The 17,650-nt window shown below is 57.0% G+C and carries 16 protein-coding genes and 1 pseudogene; 7 read left to right on the plus strand and 10 right to left on the minus strand.

The window, feature by feature from the left end:
- Positions 1–258 (plus strand): annotated as a pseudogene (locus RCH10_RS25630) (response regulator); the annotation flags it as partial.
- Positions 259–561: 303 nt separating this feature from the next.
- On the opposite strand, the gene RCH10_RS25635 reads toward RCH10_RS25630, so the two are convergent.
- On the minus strand, positions 562–1,164 hold the full coding sequence (locus tag RCH10_RS25635) for a recombinase family protein (protein ID WP_409054558.1): 603 nt from the start codon (positions 1,162–1,164) through the stop codon (positions 562–564).
- Between the two features lie 454 nt (positions 1,165–1,618).
- On the opposite strand from RCH10_RS25635, the gene RCH10_RS25640 reads away from it, so the two are divergent.
- Positions 1,619–1,831 (plus strand): hypothetical protein, encoded by a 213-nt coding sequence (locus tag RCH10_RS25640; protein WP_409054559.1) that lies wholly within the window; start codon positions 1,619–1,621, stop codon positions 1,829–1,831.
- A 44-nt stretch (positions 1,832–1,875) separates the two neighbouring features.
- Here RCH10_RS25640 and RCH10_RS25645 read toward each other — a convergent pair whose 3' ends face one another.
- The 8 genes from RCH10_RS25645 to RCH10_RS25680 form a co-directional block, all read right to left on the minus strand.
- Positions 1,876–2,637: a serine protease gene (locus RCH10_RS25645; RefSeq protein ID WP_409054571.1), complete on the minus strand. Its 762-nt coding sequence runs from the start codon at positions 2,635–2,637 to the stop codon at positions 1,876–1,878.
- Between the two features lie 145 nt (positions 2,638–2,782).
- Entirely contained in the window at positions 2,783–5,851 is a 3,069-nt protein-coding gene (locus RCH10_RS25650; RefSeq protein WP_409054560.1) for a type III restriction-modification system endonuclease, read from the minus strand.
- 10 nt (positions 5,852–5,861) lie between these two features.
- A complete protein-coding gene (locus RCH10_RS25655; RefSeq protein WP_409054561.1) occupies positions 5,862–7,778 on the minus strand; it encodes a site-specific DNA-methyltransferase in 1,917 nt (638 codons plus the stop codon).
- 26 nt (positions 7,779–7,804) lie between these two features.
- Positions 7,805–8,470, minus strand: a complete 666-nt coding sequence (locus RCH10_RS25660; RefSeq protein WP_409054562.1) for a DUF4391 domain-containing protein — start codon at positions 8,468–8,470, stop codon at positions 7,805–7,807.
- Between the two features lie 32 nt (positions 8,471–8,502).
- Positions 8,503–11,778 carry a helicase-related protein gene (locus RCH10_RS25665; RefSeq protein WP_409054563.1) on the minus strand — a complete coding sequence of 1,092 codons (3,276 nt, stop codon included), beginning with the start codon at positions 11,776–11,778 and terminating at the stop codon, positions 8,503–8,505.
- Positions 11,779–11,871: 93 nt separating this feature from the next.
- Positions 11,872–12,843: a toll/interleukin-1 receptor domain-containing protein gene (locus RCH10_RS25670; protein ID WP_409054564.1), complete on the minus strand. Its 972-nt coding sequence runs from the start codon at positions 12,841–12,843 to the stop codon at positions 11,872–11,874.
- Between the two features lie 58 nt (positions 12,844–12,901).
- Entirely contained in the window at positions 12,902–13,318 is a 417-nt protein-coding gene (locus RCH10_RS25675) for a hypothetical protein (protein ID WP_409054565.1), read from the minus strand.
- Position 13,319: 1 nt separating this feature from the next.
- On the minus strand, positions 13,320–13,631 hold the full coding sequence (locus RCH10_RS25680) for a type II toxin-antitoxin system Phd/YefM family antitoxin (RefSeq protein ID WP_409054572.1): 312 nt from the start codon (positions 13,629–13,631) through the stop codon (positions 13,320–13,322).
- A 479-nt stretch (positions 13,632–14,110) separates the two neighbouring features.
- Between RCH10_RS25680 and RCH10_RS25685 the strand changes: the two genes are divergently transcribed.
- From RCH10_RS25685 to RCH10_RS25705, 5 genes are all read left to right on the plus strand, one after another.
- A complete protein-coding gene (locus tag RCH10_RS25685; protein WP_409054566.1) occupies positions 14,111–14,485 on the plus strand; it encodes a type I restriction endonuclease subunit M in 375 nt (124 codons plus the stop codon).
- A gap of 161 nt (positions 14,486–14,646) precedes the next feature.
- Positions 14,647–15,198 carry a hypothetical protein gene (locus RCH10_RS25690; protein ID WP_409054567.1) on the plus strand — a complete coding sequence of 184 codons (552 nt, stop codon included), beginning with the start codon at positions 14,647–14,649 and terminating at the stop codon, positions 15,196–15,198.
- Positions 15,195–15,578 (plus strand): hypothetical protein, encoded by a 384-nt coding sequence (locus RCH10_RS25695; RefSeq protein ID WP_409054568.1) that lies wholly within the window; start codon positions 15,195–15,197, stop codon positions 15,576–15,578. Before RCH10_RS25690 ends, RCH10_RS25695 begins: the two co-directional genes overlap by 4 nt.
- Positions 15,579–15,749: 171 nt before the next feature.
- On the plus strand, positions 15,750–16,769 hold the full coding sequence (locus RCH10_RS25700) for a hypothetical protein (RefSeq protein WP_409054569.1): 1,020 nt from the start codon (positions 15,750–15,752) through the stop codon (positions 16,767–16,769).
- Positions 16,770–16,811: 42 nt separating this feature from the next.
- Positions 16,812–17,525 carry a dienelactone hydrolase family protein gene (locus RCH10_RS25705; protein ID WP_409054570.1) on the plus strand — a complete coding sequence of 238 codons (714 nt, stop codon included), beginning with the start codon at positions 16,812–16,814 and terminating at the stop codon, positions 17,523–17,525.
- A 42-nt stretch (positions 17,526–17,567) separates the two neighbouring features.
- On the opposite strand, the gene RCH10_RS25710 is transcribed toward RCH10_RS25705, so the two are convergent.
- The coding region (locus RCH10_RS25710; RefSeq protein ID WP_409054573.1) for an IS3 family transposase at positions 17,568–17,650 on the minus strand (83 nt) is incomplete at its 5' end.

The raw sequence follows: 17,650 nt of genomic DNA on the forward strand, positions 1-17,650 counted from the left end.
GATGCGCTGGATCTGGCCAGGACGGGCGACTTCGATGCCGCTCTTCTGGACGTGAACCTCAACGGTGAAATGTCGTGGGAAGTGGCGCGTGTGCTAGCCGAGCGCGGCGTGCCGTTCGTCTTCAGCACGGGCTACAACATGAAGACCGTGCTGCCTGCGGATCTCTCGGGTACGGCCGTCGTCAGCAAGCCATTCCGAATCAGGGACGTTGAAGACAAGATCAGGGAGGCGATCGCCATACGCCGCGCCGGGAAATGATGCTGCCGTACGCCGAAATCAGTTGAATACGCTGCGCGCGGTCGTTGCGATGCACGACCAGTTCCACATACGCCTAGAACATCACCACCTGCTGGAAGGGACCAACGCGGAGTGTGGCGATCCATCTGGATTAGAAGTCACAAGACCGGTCGTTCGGGAAGGGCGCCTCATGGTCGATAGTAGCCCGTCGCTAGTGCCGCATGACCGACCGCAACCGCTGCGAAGCGGGCATTTCGAATGATGGTGTGGGCGGCGGCTGAATGCTCTAAACGACGGTCGAAGATCTAGCGCAGCGAAATTTGATTAGGCTTTGAGGTATTCGTAGACGCTGGCCCTCGAGATGTTCATGGCTTGTGCGATATCGGTTTTCGGCATTCCACGCTCGGCCATCTCGCGCAGCGTGGCAGTGGCACTTGCATCCAGCGATGGCTTGCGGCCTTTGTAGACGCCCTTAGCTTTGGCGATGGCGATACCCTCGCGCTGCCGCTCGCGAATCAACGCCCGCTCGAACTGGCCAACCGCGCCAAGCATTTGCAGCATTAGCATCGAGTACGCCGCCTTATGCGCGTCATCTCCGATCCCTGGCCGCTGGAACGTGAGGTTTTCCTTCACGAACGTCACGCTTACCCCTTTGGCGGTCAGCGACTCCACCACTTCCTGCAAATCTTTCAACGACCGAGACAGCCGGTCAAAGCTATGCACGTATAGATGGTCTCCATCACGCACGTGCGCGAGCATGGCTTGAATTTGCGGCCGCTTCACGTCTTTGCCACTTGCCTTGTCTGAAAAAGTTTTATCCATATCGAGCCCGTCAAGTTGACGCGCGTCGTTTTGATCCACGCTTGACACACGGACGTAGCCGATCTTTTGCCCGCTGCTAACAGGGAGTTTTTTCTTCGCAGTCACCGGAATGCTCCAAGAGTTAAGTGTCTGGATTAACTCTAAGAGGTAATTTTGAGTTTGTCGATAAATTCCGAAAACCACCCTAGTCAGACGTAATCCGGCGCATCTGAAAGTGTCTGACTAGCGTGTAGCCATACTGGACGCGGCGCCGGCTGCCAATCACGTTGTCGCCACGCGCTGGTTCGCACTGCGCTCGCTGCCGGTCACGCTGCCGCCGAGCCAGCAAATCCGGCCGCCAGCGCGCTATCCACGCTCGCTAATGGCTACACGGCTGCATCGCACGCCAGCGCCGCAATGGCCACCTATGTGCTTGACGTAAAAATGTTCCAGTCGACCGGGCGCACAGTTCCGGCCACTCCGGCGCAGATCATGGGATTCCTGGCCGCTTTCGCAGAAAAACTTGCCATCGCGACCGTGGTACGCCGGCTGGCCGGCATCCACCGTGACCTCACAGTCCGTGACACTCGTCGTCAAGAATGCTATCGGCAAAGTTGGCGAGAACGTCGCCGAATTTTCCGGCCACTCGATGCGAGCCGGCTCCTGCACTCAAGCAGTCATTGCCGGCATGCAGCTGTTCCAGATCGGGGAGCAAACCGGCCACATATCTGATGCAAGGTTGGCCCGATACATACGGCCTGTCGCGAAATGGAAAATTCCATCGTTGCTGTGAGACAACTCGACGATCTGAGCTGTCTGAATATGCTCAACCCGCTTTCATGAGCTTGTGTCGATGGTTAAGCTCTGCGCACCAGGGAGCAAGCCATGACTCTCCAGCATGGCGTAAACCGGCTCAACCGTTATGACAGCCATATAGCCCAGCTGCTCTGGCTGACCATCTCGGCAGAGAGCCTGCGTCACAACGCCAAGAGCTGCCGTTCCACCCTTGTCGTTTGCCTCGTTGTAGGCAACCAGGGCCGGCCCGCCGCTGAAGCCACCGCGAGCCATGCACGAGACGATAAAATGTGGATGGGGTACGGAGTACAACTCCGCAAGGGCGTTGATCTCACCAAGGCTAGCCACCAATATTGGTCGGCGAGACATCTGAATCGGCGGATGACCGAGCACCAACGTGCGGTACAGCACAAGCTCGAATTGGCCGAGGTATTCATCAAGGTGGCCACCAAGTGGAATCCACTCCTTTGGAAACGGCTCCGCGACGAAACATGCCAAATCGACACGGGGGTCGTCATGGAAGAGTGGGCCGCGACCGATCGTGACACTACCATGCAGCTTTGGGCCCCAGTGTTTCGGATTCGCAAGCAGGCTATACGAAGTTATGTCGTCGTCAAATCCGACTTCTATAATTTTACGACCCTCGACAACATGGCGAGCCGTCACGAACACACCATCGCCAACGTGAAAGCAAGAGCCGACGGCTGCGGTGCCATCCGGCGCCTCACTGGCGATGAAGCCAACGCAACCTCGATACTTTAAGAATGTGTTCTTGCCCCATCGGGTCGTCGGGTCTTGCAGCATGCCGTTAAATTTCTTCGCTGTCACATTGCTCCTCAAATTTCAGCGACGACCATCCCTAACTTGATAGGGCGATTCTTTGCACCGTCGAAGTCTCGGCATGCGAACCATAGCGAACCCAACACCATCGCTATGCGTACGCATTCGCTTACTTCACTAATTCCATCAATTTTCCAAAGCTTTCCACCACGTCGTATCTGACATCTTCAGGGACGAAGCGATCATTCATCTCATCGAAGAACTTCCGGGCGCACTTGATCTTGGTTTTCTCAATTTCGCGTAGTTCCATGGATGACATGGAGCCCTTGGTTTCGGCCACGAAGTAGACGTGTTTGACCGATCCTTCCTTGAACGAGATGGCCCAGTCAGGGTTGTAGTCGCCTACCGGTGTCGGGATGAGGAAGCCGCGCGGTAGCTTGGCGTAGACCACGACATCACTGCTGGTGTCCAGTTCCTTGACGAACTGGCGTTCGATGTTGGAGTCGGTCAGCAGGTAGTCGTAGATGTGATGGTTCAGCTTGTCACCGGCCTTGCTGAAGTCCTGCTTGGTCAGGCCAGCCGTGAAGATGTCGAGGTCGAACTTGTCTTCCACGGGGTCATAGGCCAGGTGCTCAATGATGACCGTGGCCTTCTGCTCGTTAATCAAGCGGGTGGCTTCGGCAATGAAGCTCTCGGGGTTGGTCTTGAACTGTGCGAAGACGGCGGCATTCAGCCCTTTCAGGATGTCGGCCACCGTGCGGCGTGTCAGCTGTGTGCCTTCGGCCAGCTTGCCGATCAGGTCGTACTTGACTGCCGAATGCACCGACTGCCGATTGGTTTCGGTTTCCGTGGCCTTAAGCTTGAAGGCGTTGCCTTCCTTGATGCCGTCGTAGGTGACGGCTTCAGCCTGTTCGCCGTGCTGGATGGTGTACTGCAAGGGCGTGACGCGCAGGCCTGCGTCCTTGTCGTTCAGCACCGTGACTGCTTTCTGAACCAGCTCGTCAGAGTCGAAGGCCACGCTGTAGGCGGCCTTGCGATTGATACGGCTCCACAGCGCCTTGAACTCTTGCTTGTCGAAGTTGGCGTTGAGCGGGTTTTTCTTTGGGCGCCGGTCGTCGCTGATGTCGGGGAGCTGGCTCGCGCTGAACACGCTGTCAATGAGTTGGTAGACCTGGGTGGCGTACGGCTTCAGCTCTGGCGGAAGCTCAGCCAGTGTTTCGGCCTTCTTGGCATCGTGATAGGTGCCGGTGATGCGGTCTGCATCGTCGGTGTAGTCGTTCTTGAGCAGGTACTTGTAGATTTGCTTGGCGAGTTGCGGCGTGACCGCCACATCGCCAGCCGCAGTCTTCAGCACTTTGCCGGTGAAGAATTCTTCGTCGGCCACCTTCGGGCGTGCGGACAACGAGTCGCTGATGTCTTTCTGCAATGCGGCCACGAAGTCTTTGTAGCTCTCGCTGGCCACCACGGTCAGGACGTTCACGTCGTGGACGATAGCGGGGTGATCCATGCGGTCGCCGTGCTGGTTGACCGACAGGCGCAAGCCACGCCCCACTTCTTGGCGGCGTGAAACTGTGTTGTCGCTGTGCTTGAGGGCGCAGATCACGAACACGTTGGGGTTGTCCCAGCCTTCGCGCAAGGCAGAGTGCGAGAAGATGAAGCGCACAGGCTCAGCAAAAGACAGCAGGCGTTCCTTGTCTTTCAAGATGAGGTCGTAGGCGTCCACATCGTCAGACAGGCCCGCGTTTTCGCCGCGTGCAGCCACGGCCGGGTCAGCCAGACGCTTGGTCTTCTTGTCGATGGAGAAGTAGCCGCTGTGAGTCTTCTCAGCGGGAATACCTTTGAGGTACTTGATGTACGGCGTCTCGTCCAGGTCCAGCACCTCGTTCAGGTATTGGTTGTATTCCTCTTCAAAGATGCGGGCATAGTCGCCTTTCTCATCAGCTGAGGTGTAGTCGCGGTACTTTGCCACCTCGTCGATGAAGTACAGCGTCAAGACCTTCACGCCTTGCTGGAACAGCGCCTGCTCTTTGTCGAAGTGGGCCTTGATGGCTTCACGAATCTGGATACGCCGCAGTGCTGCTTCGGTTACATCACCAGTGGCGTCACCCACGGTCAGCTCAAGCCCGTTGGTGAAGCTCAAGGTATCGGTGTTGGCGTTGATGTCAGACACCACAAAGCCGTCGCGGTACTGGTCCAGCTGGTTGGACAGGTCATATAGGTTGTCGCCCTTGGACAGCTTCTTGACGACGCGTTTGATATTGCCGCCCGCCAGCTTCTGTTCGTATTCGACGCGGGCCTCGGGTGGCTTCTTGCTCGAAATCTCGATGGATTGCAGGTACAGGTAGCCAGCTGTGCCAGCCAGGCCTTTGACCGCAATGCCGCGCACCGCGATCTTCTTCACCAGCTTCTGGTTGTAGGCGTCCAGCGCATCCAGCCGGTAAATCTTGTTGTGCGTCGTCTTGTGGGTGGCTGAGTAGCGCAACACCATCAATGCCTTGAACTCTTCCAGCGATTTCAAGGTCTGCGTGCCTTCCATCTTCTGAGGCTCGTCCAGGATCAGGATGGGGCGATTGGCGCTGATGACATCAATCGGGCGGCGCGACTGGAAATCGTCTAGCTCCTCATAGATGCGGCGGTTGTCGGCACCACGGGCGGCGAAGGCCTGCACGTTGATGACCATGACATTGATGCCAGCGTCCGATGAAAAGCTCTCCAGCTGGTGCAACTGCTTGGAGTTGTAGATGAAGAAACGCGCCTTCTTCTGGTAGATCTCCAAGAAGTGCTCGGCGGTGATCTCCAGCGACTTGGCCACGCCCTCGCGGATGGCAATGCTGGGTACCACGATGATGAACTTGCTCCAGCCATAGCGCCGATTCAGTTCAAAGATCGATTTGATGTAGCAGTAGGTCTTGCCGGTACCGGTTTCCATCTCCACATCGAGATTGATTCGGCTGACCTTGGTTTTTGCCAGAGCATCGTCCACCGGCATGTTCTGGCTGCGCTGAACCTGCTTGATGTTGTCCAGCAATTGCAGGTCGGTAAGTGTCAGCTCTGCGTTCTTGAACGCATTGCCGGAATCGTCTTCACCCAGAGCCATCTGGGCGCTTTTGACTGCCCGCCCCGGGTCAAGTCTGTATTTTTGTGCCGCCAGCGTCGCTGGGGGCTGCCCATTGAAGCAGTCCACCACTGCCTGAACTGCAGCGGACTGGTAGGCTTGTGTTTTGAATTTGAGCTTCATCCGTATGCTTTCAGATGCACTTCACTTCAGTGGTGGGGGATAGCAGCTTGAAAATCTGCTCCACGTTGATCTTGACGGAACTGTCCTTGAAGCCTGCATCACGAAAAACCACGCGCAGTGGTTGTTGTTTGGCTAGTTCCTTTACGAATACTTCGGTGATACTTCCACTTGGATCGAAACAAGCGGCGAGTGCGTTACCGTCAATATAGAAAACGTGTTTGCCTTGGATGGTCTGTTTAGCAATTGGAAGCGACAGATCAACGCCCCAATCCAGCATCACTTGGAACAACAGGTCTTCCGCAGTCCGGTCAGGCTTAATGTTGTCTACGAACAAGTTGAGGTTTGCTTGGTTCAGCGAATCGGGAGAGTAATACACGTCGTCCATGTTAGACGTAGCTATCTTTAGGACGCGGAAACCAACATCCACGTTCGGATTTTCATTGCTTATTTTCTTGCCAGCACGACGGATGCGTTCTTTGCCAATATCAGCAATGGATTTGTACCCTGCTTTAAATGCTTCGCTGTGCGCGTCAGTTGATTCAGGAATCTGCACCATGATGAATCTACGTGCGCCACCATCCTCAGAATTAAGTTGCATAACCGCATGAGCGGTCGTTGCGCTGCCAGAGAAGAAGTCGAGGATCAGAGAGTCCTCGTTGGAGCCTATGGTCGCTATTAGCTTAATCAGAGCAACAGGCTTCGGGAAATCGAATATTCCTTTGCCGAGGAGGGCCTGTAACTCCTTCGTTCCTTTATTCGAGATAATTTCTTTGTCCGCCAGTACTGTTTTGGCCATCTGAGAGAGCTTTCGCTCTTTCTGGAATATTCGAATTTCTCCATCATTTCCTTCGTAGGCCAGCAAGTCTTCTTTCTCTCTCTCAGACTTTTCTTTGCCCCAGCGCCAAACGCTCTGCAGTCCGTCAACCGTGCTCGCCTCAACTTCAATATAGCCGTCTACTGGAACAGTAGAAACCTTAAAAAATCCATTAGTATCCGGATTTTGCTTGGCAACAAAAAATGGATATCTAAGATTGGGTCTGTTCGTCGAATTGAATGCCTGTACATTTCGATTTCGCAAGCCTTTGAGCGTAAAGCCCCCCTGATCGTCACTGTGAGGATGTTCGAGGCCTTCAACTAGTATTTCATTCAGGTTGGCATGTTCGTGATTCTTGCAATACGCCAGCATGTAATCATGTGTCTTGGCAAAAAAACCGTATCTGCGCCCCTCTGGCTTAACGATGATGGTAAGTTGAGCCATGAAGTTCTCACCACCAAAAATCTCGTCGCAAAGTCGGCGGAGGTTCGCGCTTTCGTTGTCGTCGATGGAAATGAAGATGACGCCATCGTCGGTAAGCAGGCTACGCGCCAGCTTCAGTCGCGCATAAATCATGCTCAACCAATCTGAGTGGAAGCGCCCATTCGTCGGTATGTTCTGCGTAAGTCGATTGCCTTCGTCATCTGTTTGATTGCTGCGAAGTTTGTAAGCTCCTACGTCCTCGGCGAAGTCATCCTCGTAAATAAAGTCATTCCCCGTGTTGTATGGGGGGTCTATGTAGATCATCTTGACTTTGCCGAGGTATGTTTCTTGCAGCAACTTCAGTGCATCGAGGTTATCTCCTTCGATGAATAGGTTCTTCGTCGTGTCAAAGTAGACGCTCTCGTCGCGGTCAGGACGAAGCGTCTTGGCAATTGGCGCATTGGCCGTTAGCAGGGCCTCGCGCTTGCCCGGCCAGTTGAGGTGGTAGCGTTCCTGCGGTCCATCCACTATTGACCCTGTAAGCTCCTGCCGCAGTTGATCGAAATCTACCGCCAGCTTCACTGTGCCGTCCTCGAATTTGGCCTCCGTCACACACCCTGGGAATAGGTCCTGAATTCGTTCTATGTTGATTTGCGTAAGGTTGGTGGAGTGCATCTTCAGTTTGTCCATGTTTTTCCCTTCGAGTCCGCTCAAAATCAGCGACTCATTTGTTCGAGTTCGGTTTTAAGTTGCCGCAAGGTCGCGTTGATCTCGACCTTGCGATTGAATTGCTTTTCTTTGGCGAGGTGGGCTTCGGCCCTTTCTACTTCGCGTCGCTTGGTCGTGATTTTCTCAATGCGGGTGACCAGGGCAGCCAACGGTTCTTGGGTTCTCGCAGGCAATGGCAGTAGCCGGCGCAGCAGCTGTTCGTAGAGTCCAGCCAGGTCTAGCGATAAAGGCAGTGCCACTCGTGCGGTGGCCGCATGCCACCAGTCCGTCGCGAAGTAGTCCGAGAGCACCCAACGGCTTGCGTCCGCATCACTCGGGCGCTTATACGCAGCCACTACCTGCGTAAGCGCATCAGCACCGCTGCCATACGTCAATTCAAAGATGATGGGGAACTGCACCGCACCGTCAATGCAGCGCAGAACATCGTGGTGCAGCTCGGGTGTCTTCAACTGAATGGCGAAGACTTGAATCTCAGGCACACCGGGCTTGGCGGGCAGGTTGGTCGTCTCGGGAGCCAGCTTGTAGCGCCAAACGATCTGCTCGACCTGCTCAACGAACAGGTCTTTTAGCCGGGTGTTGGCACCGCTGTGTTCGTAAATCTTGTTCTTGGGCAGCGTGCGGCCGAACTCGGCCTGCTTGGGGTAGCTGACCAACGCTGCGCAAGTCTTTGCAGCGCTGGGCTGGCTCATCCAGCCTCCTGAATGACCACGAAGGTGATGAGTTCGAAGTCATCCAGGCCGGAAATGGTGTTGGTCAGCGCCGTGGTCTTGCCGCCGGTAAACAGGCTGTCCAGGTCTTTCTCTTCCTTCACCTCGACCATTGATCGAATGGCCTTGCCCAGCAGGTCTGAGTACACCTGCATCTTTCGGCCTTCAGCAGTCTCTTGGTTAAACAGTTCGCACGCCAGCGCCATGGGTTTGTCCTGCCCTTTGCAGCAAGTGCGAACCAAGTCCAGCAGGCGCTTGACCTCGGTGTGGTCGTGCACCACGTCGCCCGCCCGGTTGATGTAGACGAGGTAGTACGGATGCAGTCGGTTGTGCTGGTTGATGTTCACGCCCGCATTGACGTTGCGCAGCGTGAATATGACGCCCGGATGCAAGCCCATGGCGGGCTTGGCCGGAACCACGGCGTGCATGCCAGTGGGCACGTTGCCCAGCTCGCCATGCTCCTTCACGTAGTTGAGCAGGTCCATGCGGAAGTCGTTGAGGCCGAGGTCGGTGATTGACACGCCGGTCTTCAGGTCTTCTAACTCAATGACTTCTTCTTGCAGGCGGCGCAGCTGCTCTTTGCGGTACGACACGTCATTGGCCTGGGCTGACAGCACGTTGTCATCGCCGGTGGCGGAAACGTCCGCGATCATCATGCGGCTTTCCACCCGGTCCTTGAGGTTGATGTACTCATCAAGGGAGATGTCGGGCCAGTAGTTGACCAACTGGATGCTGCTGTTTGGCGATCCGATACGGTCCACCCGGCCAAACCGCTGGATGATCCGCACCGGGTTCCAGTGGATGTCGTAGTTGATGAGGTAGTCGCAGTCCTGAAGGTTCTGGCCTTCGGAGATGCAGTCGGTGCCAATCAGCAAGTCCACCTCGGCAGGCTCGGTTGGCAGCACCACGGCCTTTTCTTTGGAGCGCGGCGAGAACAGCGTCAGCAGTTCTTGAAAGTCGTAGCCCTTCTTCAGCGTGGACTTTGGCCCGCCTTTGCCGGTCACCTTGGCGGTGTGCAGCCCTTGCACAGCCAGTAACTCGGGTGCGAGGTTGGCGTAGAGGTAGTCGGCCGTGTCGGCAAACGCCGTGAAGAGCAACACCTTCTTGTTGCCGGGGTTGATCGGGTTGGCGATCTTGTTCAGCAAGTGCGCCTTGAGGTGCTGGAGCTTGGCGTCATCCTCCGGGGTGATCTTGCCCATTGAGGCCAGCAGTGCGTCGATGACTTCCAGGTCTACCTTGAGGTCGTGCTCCCACGATGGTAGGTCCATGTCGCCGAGGCTGATTTTCACCTTGCCGCCAATCTCTCCGCTGTCGTCATCAAGGATGGGCAGATCGTCTTCTTCAGCGTCCAGATTTTCCAGTGCCTCAGTGAGGTCACCGACGCTGATTGCCACGCCCGACTGGTTGAAGGCGGTGATCTTCGCGAGGGTGCTTTGGTGATTGCTGCGCAAGGCGTTCAAAGTTAACCGAAACGACTCGACGGAGCTTTCCAGCCGCTTGAGCAGGTTCACCGTCATCAGGGCCTGCAAGCTCTTTTCGCGGTCGGCTTGCTTGAGGGTGCCTTTGCTGCCTACCTTGGTGTCATAGGCCTCTTCGTACTTCTTGAGGCGGCTGGGCAGGATGTAGCTGACCGGGGCGTACACCGCCAGCTTGAGCAAGGACAGCTGAGCGAAGATGTCGTTGAAGCCCATCACGTCTGGCCGAGCGGTCAGCGGACAGTGAAAAGACAGTGGCTTGCGGCGTTCGGGAAACTGCCCGATGTCCGTGGTGTCGTAGAAAGTCTGGATGTGCTTGCGCGAGCGTGCGATGGTCACGCTGTCCAGCAGTTCGAAGAAGTCGAAGTCCAGCGAGTCCAGGATGGCGCGGGCGGTGCGCTCTTCGGGGGGCAGCTTGGCCCACGCATTGAATGAGGCTTGCGCCCCACGGAAGATTTCCTCAACGCTCTTGCCGGTCTTGAGCTTCTTGCTGAGGTTTTCGGAGTCGCCCTCGTAGGCCAGAGCCAGCTGGTTGCGCAGGTCGGCAAAGCGGTTGTTGACTGGGGTGGCTGACAGCATCAGCACCTTGGTCTTCACGCCTTCCTTGATGACCTTGTTCATCAGCTTCTGGTAACGGGTCTCCTTGTCCTTGAAGGCATCGTTGTTGCGGAAGTTATGGGACTCGTCGATGACCACAAGGTCATAGTTGCCCCAGTTGATCCGGTTTAGCGGGGCGCCGAAGGATTCGCCGCTGGTGCGGCTCAGGTCGGTATGGCAAAGGACGTCGTAGTTGAAACGGTCCTTGGCGAAGATGTTGGTCTTGAGGTTGCGGTTGTAGTTGAGCCAGTTGTCAGCCAGCTTTTTCGGGCACAGCACCAGAACCGACTTGTTGCGCAGCTCGTAATACTTGACGACGGCCAGCGCGGTGAAGGTCTTGCCCAAGCCTACGCTGTCCGCCAGGATGCAGCCGCTGTAGGTTTCCAGCTTGTTGATGATGCCGGTGGCCGCGTCCCGCTGGTAGTTGAAGAGCTTCTTCCAGATGAGGGTGTCCTGGTAGCCGGTGCGGTCGTTGGGCAGAACGTCTTCGTCGATTTCGTCCAGGAACTCGTTGAAGATGTTGTAGAGCATCAGGAAGTAGATGCTCTCTGGCGAGTTCTCCTGGTAGACGGATGCGATGTGTTCGCAAATCTGTGCGGTCACGTCCTCCAGCTTTTCGGGGTCGTTCCAAATCTGGTCGAACAGGCTGAGGTAGGTGGCCGCAAAGGCGGGCTCGTCCATCTTGTTGACGAGGTTCGACACGGCATTGCCTGGTTGGTAACCGAGGTCTACGGCCGTGAAGCCATGCAGGGGCATGTAGGCGGTGGCAGTGCCGCTGGCCTGCACGCACGCAAACGGCTGCATGGGAGCTTTGGTGCGGTTGCTTTTGAACCGGGCTTTGCGGCGCATCCACTCCGCGCATTCCTTGGCGATGGCACGCTGGGCCAACTTGTTGCGCAACTGAATTTCGAACTCGCTGCCGTACAGGCTGCGCTCGCGATCCTGCTTAGGGATGTGGAATTCCTTGCGCTCTTTGCGAATCTTGTCAGTGACTTCGCTGGCAGTGAACGTGGGCGACGTGAAGATGAAGCTGAGTTCGTCGATCTGTTCCAGCTCGGCCTTCAAGGCCTCGAAGGCGTACATCGAGAAGCATGAAGCAGCGATCTTGAGCCGCGATTTCGGCTTTAAGGTCACTTTTAGGTCATCACCCAACAAGCGGGCTATGTTGTCGATCAGTTCCATGCTCTTTGTTCTATTTATCAAACGTCACAAGTGACCTTGCGAGGCTAGCCGCTGGAACGGCCATTCTCCGAAGACGCGCCTCTGAGCGGCTTTCTACTGCAAGGGCTCGATGAGCGCAGTCCAAAAGTACTCAGCAACTGCATGTCGATCCAGTCGATCCTTGTGCTCGCCGCCTCGGAAGCTCATGCCGATCGGTTTGAAGAAGATGGCGTAGCCGTCATCTTCGAGATGAATCGAATCGTTGTAGCTGCCCGGCGTGACGCCGGCACTGCTGTAAGTGATGTCGCCTGTCCAGCGACCATCGCCGTACCAGATCCCGCACTGAGAGCGCCGCTTGCCGTCGACGTAAATCTTGGCCTCGAAACCTTTGGCGTCTACACGCACAAAGTCGACGGAAATCTCGGGTTTTCGAGCTTTAATTTCGTCGAGCGACGTCTGGAAAAAATGCGCGATGTACTCAAAACACTCCTTCAGAGCCTGATCCTTTTCAAGATCAGTGAAGGCGCGCTTCAACCGTAGGTTGCTGGAGCGTGATGTTGCTTGAGAAACGGCGGATGCCATGACTGAAGGCGACGTGATCGGCGCGACCGGGGTAGCCGATATGGCATCAGGTTGGCCCCGCCGCTTGTTCAGGAGCGATACAGCTTTTTCGATGGACGCTACAACTTCGTAAAAGCCGTCGTCATGTGAAGGAAAGTGCACGATGGCCTTGCCATCTTTCGTGGCGGCTTGGAGCTTTCCGAATGGAAGTTTTGTCCAGTGGCTTGGACGAAGAATCACGGGAATGACCACGGCTTCACCGCGCGAATCGCGCTCGAGTGCGCCCTTCATTTCGATGTCGAAACAGTAGTCCGAATTTACGAAGTCGGGGCTGACCAGCAACAGGATGATGTCAGCTTCAGCGAAGTTCCGGTCGATCTCCCCAACGAAGTGCTGCCCTGCAACGATTCGACGGTCATGCCAGGTTTCAAGAAGGCCCAAGCGTTGGAGTGGCGAGAGGTGCTTTTCAAGCTCGTTGCGCAAAGCTTCGTCGGCATGCGCATATGAGAAAACCAGTGTTGCCATCGTGTCTCCGAGCTATCGTTTTAGGTGCTATTTACGAACAAGCGAGGACGATGACCCATCATCCTTTGGGCGGCATATCAAAGCCAAGCTGGTTCTGGTGTTTGATGGCCAACAATTGCACGAATCCCGATTCGTCGACGCTGCCGCGCAAGTATGCGTAGAGCACCAAGTATTGGTCCAGCACGTATTCGCGAAGCTGCGCTTCGTCGCCCAAAGCAGACAGCCGGAGACCAACGCGTTCGCTCAAGCTTTCGGCCTCAACCGAGTCGACGGTTCTGTCCAAAAACGGGCGGCCAATGCCGGGATGCCGTTGGAGATTGCACACCAGCACATCGGCAAGCGCGTCAAGCAGCTTGTCGTATCCATCGGCGGCACCGTTCTTGAACCAGAACACCTCAAGTCTCTTCAAGTCGAGCGCAAAGTTTGCTGTACAGCGGACATTCGCCAGCGGCACATCGTGAATTGCGCTCGGCATGTCAGTCTGTAGTCCGACCAACGGCCGTCTTGCGCTTGAGCTGCAGGGCAGCAATGCCGTCGATAGCGTCGACAGTGCGACCTACCTCGACGTCGGCGAGGCCCTTTTGCGCGTCGTCAAGCAAGAGCAAGTGGATGCGTGCGCGCTCTAGCCGGTGGTAGTAGTCAAGTCGCTTGGCATCGATCACCGCGACGACCGGCTCGCCATTCTTGGTGATGATCTTCTCTGCACCGTTTTGCACTTCGATAACAAGATCAGACAGGTGAGTTCGAGCCGTAGAAAAGGGAACTATGTCGCGCACCGATATGGCCATAAACGCTCCAGCGAGCAGAAAAGTGCTCAATATTTAGCACATTTTACGCGATTTTCTGGTAGAATTGAAAAAACGGTCTGAATTAAGCTGTTTGCGCTTGTTTTTGAGCAGTTGTTCATGGCGCCGGTAAACCGTTTGGTCGCGCGTCCCTTGAATGCAACGTCTGCGCGTTGCTCCGCCACGTACTGAGTCGTGCGCATTCTTGTGGGCACGACTTTTGGCCTGCGTCTTCTCCCCGAAGCACCCATCAGCAAGCTAGCCTGATGGTTATGCGCACCCGGCAATTGGGGTCGGCGACACGTCGCGTTGCGGCCTGTTGATCACCGGCTGAACCGGCTCCAGGCAAAAAGCGCAGCGCAAACACGCGCGGCTCTCGCCATCCCGACTTCTTCTTCGGTTCTCTATTCTTTGGACGATGCATCCGGCAGATCGCGGAGGCCCACGCACGTCCGCAAACCGTATCGACTAGGACTTCAAACATGTGCCCCTTCTTGAACCCCAACATTCGCACGCAGCGCGGTGAGCCGGCCGCACCCTGCAACAGCGCACCGCGCTTTGCGCTCGGCCGCTGCGTCTACACGTCGAACGCGGCGGTGGCTTTGACCCAGCACAACGTCCATCTGTCGGCGCTGCTCTGCCGCCACACGACCGGCGACTACGGCGTCATCGGCATCGATTCAGTGCGCGACAACGAGCGCGCCATCCCTTTCGGCGGTCGTGTGGTCTCGCTGTACCGGCTGCTGTCCGATGCGGTGCTGGAAACCATGACGCCGGAAGAACGCCGGCGCTCGCCATCACTCTGGATCGTCACCGACGGCGGCGTGACGACTGCTCTGACGGAGCGAGATCTGTGAGCACGCTGCCGACCACGCGAACTGGCTTTCGGGTGCAGCGGTATCACCATGCGCTGAGAGTCGGGCACATGCTGACAGCGGACGTCCAGCGGTCTCTTCCGGTTGAACTTCACCTTCGTCAGTCCTCTGCTGATTCGGCATGTGCTCTGCACGCCATCGCCATGGCTTTCATCGTGTTGGATCTGGCCAAGCGCAGCGCCTTGCTCGTCATGAGCACGCGCAAGTACGGCGTGGCCGCCGACCTGTACGAATTGCTCGGCTTCAGTTGGCACCAGGGCCTTTTTGCGGACGCGGTGGTGGATGCGCTCGAAGCGTTGAAGTTGCCGATCACGGTGCGCTGGACCGACGGCTTTGACAACGGTGTGGATGCGTTCGCGGTGGACGCTTTGAAGCGCGGCACGCTGTGTCTCATCGCCTATGAAAGCTTCAAAGACCGGCATCGCCATTTCATTCTTGGCGTTGGCTGTGCGGGCGTGATGCGTGGCGCCGTGTTCGAGATCGACTCGTTGCTGGTGTTGGACCCGAGTACCGATGCGCTGCCGTTTTCTTGCTGCAACGGCATGCTGCGCATCGACAAGCCGGTCGACTTCGCAAGGCGGCAAACGTCAGTTCGGTGGCGCTACGAAAGTGCTGGTGATGCCGAACCAGTGCGCCTCATGTCGGCGATTTCGGTGGTGCGCCATGACGGCGACGGTCGCAAAGGACGGTTATGACCGCCGGCGGCCGGGCGCGCCGGACCGCAGAGCACCGTGCCGTGGCCATGCATCCGATGCGTGAACTGCTGAGCGATCTGAGCACGCTGTCCGGTCCTGGCAACTGTCGGCTCGCAGGTGACACGCCGAGCGAAGTGAACCGGCGCGTGGCTGAGAACGCGGAAACCGTGATGGCGGTCTGCCAAAACGGCATGGCAGCCCTCGGTCATCTGCTGGCGCACTCGGCACCGGTCATCGAGGACGTCACGATCTCGGCCACCAGTCTGGAAGCGATCGGCTGGCTCATGGCCGAGCTTGGCGATCTGAGTGCGGCATGCCTGCTCTTGTCGGCGGAGTTCAGGTGTGCCGGCGCCAGCATCGCTTCGCGCGGAAACAGATGACGGTCGTCCAGCGCATGCCACATGCCACATGCCACACGCCACACGCCACACGCCACACGCCACGCGAATTTCATTTAACTGCATTTCACAGCATCCCGCTCCCCTTCATTTCACAACCATCGAGGAGATCTTTTTCCATGACTGCTTTTCTTGTCTGCTGCCGAGGTGCTCATGTCCACTGATCTGAAACTGCTCAAAGTCGTCGCCTTCGACGCCGCCGGCCGAGCGGTGCTGACACCACTGAATAAATGGAAACTGGCGTACAGCGAGCGCCACGCCATGCTCGAAATCAAGTGCGCCGGCTACGTCAAACGGTACGACCTGCGCCACGATCTGGCGGCCGTGGCACCGGGCGAGACGCGGCAGAAGGTCGCGCTTGGCAAAACCGTTGGACGGCTGGCGCTGACCGGTTTGCTCCATGGTCGCCATGCCGCAGGGGCCGATCTGCGCTGGGGTGGCGTCGACCGTGACGAAGCCATCGGTCTTTATTTCATCTTTAACGACACGACCATGGTGTCGATGGAACTGGAAAGCGACGAGGTCGAAGCGCTGCTCAAGTCGGTGCCATCCGGCGTCACGTCGGAGGAAGCGTACGCGGCGGCCGCGGCGCAGTCCAAACGGGTGAAGGCCATGGCGCGCGACGGCTCGCGCGTGTTGGACGAAATGGATGCGCAAGGCCGCGACCTCGAGGGCCAACTGGTGACAGCGCATCCGATCATGGAGAGCGGCGCCAGCTTCGACGAGCGCGAGCAAGCACGTGAGCGGTGCGGTCTGCTGCAACTACAGCTTGGTCAGCTTCATCAGACGCGAAGGGCTGTGGTGTACGAGCTTGCCGCCAGTGGCGTGGCTACGGGGCAACCGTTGATCGACCAAGCCAAGAGCATCCCGGCGGCCGCGCCGGCTGTCACAAGCGCGCCACAGGTTTCCGTGGCAGCACCGACAAGCGGTGCGCAACCTGTTGCGATGGTGGCGTCGCCTGTCTCGGCACCGTGTCGCGACACACGGCAACGAAGCGCCGCCAGCAAAGTCGCTAAAGTCCTGACGTTCATCGTCGGCGCGGGCATCGGCTTCATGGTGTCGTTGCTGTTGATGCTGTTCTTGGCACCGTGGGGCGTGCTGCTGATTCCGTTCGTGACGATCGGCGGCGGCTGGCTTGCCGTGAAGATGCTGAACGCGCTGATGCGCCGGTAGACGATAAACGTCGATGTGACTAGCGCTCAATCCAAGAACAAAATGATCACCACAAATCAGAAGATTTCGACTCTCGACTGGCGCGTCTTGCTGCGCTTCTTCCTTGCGATTACTACTGTCGTGTTCTCATTCGCCGCGCATGCGGATGGTGAGTTCAAATCTGCTGGCTTGGAGAAACTGCAGATCAACAGCGGGATCTGCAATGGCTGGTGGGGCCAAGCCAGTTGGAAGTGCACGCCAGCGTCCATACCGGGCTATCTGGCCGTACCGAATGACACCAGCAAGAACATCGTAGTGATCGTGAGTCATGGCAGCCAAGGCCTCGATCTTCACCATCGCTGGTACGCCGACCATCTGGCTGAGCAGGGCTACTACGCCCTGGTGCTGGATCATTGGACGCCGCGCGGGCTAGGCCAAGTGCAGCGTTCCGGCTACACAAAAGCGTCTCTTGGATCGGGTGGCAACGCTTTGAACATGGCGATCGACACGCTGGCTGCGACGGTTGCGCTGCGCAAAGACGAGCGGTTCAAGAACGCACGATTTGCGCATTTGGGCGAGTCCATGGGCGCCAGCGTCGCACGGGAACTGAACCGGCCGTGGGTTTACCGCGCGGCGGCTCAAGTGTTAGGCGAAGAACCGACGGAGCCCAAGGCGTTCATAGCGCTCTACATGGGTTGCACGGAAAAGAACAAGAACGATCGGTTTAAGAACATTCCAGTGCTGTTTATGAATGGCGACAATGTCGGCGCCGGTTGAACTTTGACCCACCGGGGGTGCGGATAAAAGCTTGGACTGGTTTTATGCCGCAAGTCCAAGACTCACCCTGTATTCGATCGGGCTGAGGGCCCCCAGGGAGATCTTGATCCGCTTCTCGTTGTACC

The organism is Variovorax sp. GrIS 2.14 (genome assembly GCF_046115955.1).
In the GTDB taxonomy this organism is placed as follows: domain Bacteria; phylum Pseudomonadota; class Gammaproteobacteria; order Burkholderiales; family Burkholderiaceae_C; genus Variovorax.

What these genes read in the sequence shown, in the direction of transcription:
- RCH10_RS25670 (WP_409054564.1), bottom strand. Translation starts at nt 12,843, where the DNA reads ATGGCAACACTGGTTTTCTCATATGCGCATGCCGACGAAGCTTTGCGC.
- RCH10_RS25700 (WP_409054569.1), top strand. Translation starts at nt 15,750, where the DNA reads ATGTCCACTGATCTGAAACTGCTCAAAGTCGTCGCCTTCGACGCCGCC.
- RCH10_RS25680 (WP_409054572.1), bottom strand. Translation starts at nt 13,631, where the DNA reads ATGGCCATATCGGTGCGCGACATAGTTCCCTTTTCTACGGCTCGAACT.
- RCH10_RS25705 (WP_409054570.1), top strand. Translation starts at nt 16,812, where the DNA reads ATGATCACCACAAATCAGAAGATTTCGACTCTCGACTGGCGCGTCTTG.
- RCH10_RS25695 (WP_409054568.1), top strand. Translation starts at nt 15,195, where the DNA reads ATGACCGCCGGCGGCCGGGCGCGCCGGACCGCAGAGCACCGTGCCGTG.
- RCH10_RS25675 (WP_409054565.1), bottom strand. Translation starts at nt 13,318, where the DNA reads ATGCCGAGCGCAATTCACGATGTGCCGCTGGCGAATGTCCGCTGTACA.
- RCH10_RS25690 (WP_409054567.1), top strand. Translation starts at nt 14,647, where the DNA reads ATGGCTTTCATCGTGTTGGATCTGGCCAAGCGCAGCGCCTTGCTCGTC.
- RCH10_RS25685 (WP_409054566.1), top strand. Translation starts at nt 14,111, where the DNA reads ATGTGCCCCTTCTTGAACCCCAACATTCGCACGCAGCGCGGTGAGCCG.
- RCH10_RS25665 (WP_409054563.1), bottom strand. Translation starts at nt 11,778, where the DNA reads ATGGAACTGATCGACAACATAGCCCGCTTGTTGGGTGATGACCTAAAA.
- RCH10_RS25655 (WP_409054561.1), bottom strand. Translation starts at nt 7,778, where the DNA reads ATGGACAAACTGAAGATGCACTCCACCAACCTTACGCAAATCAACATA.
- RCH10_RS25645 (WP_409054571.1), bottom strand. Translation starts at nt 2,637, where the DNA reads ATGCTGCAAGACCCGACGACCCGATGGGGCAAGAACACATTCTTAAAG.
- RCH10_RS25650 (WP_409054560.1), bottom strand. Translation starts at nt 5,851, where the DNA reads ATGAAGCTCAAATTCAAAACACAAGCCTACCAGTCCGCTGCAGTTCAG.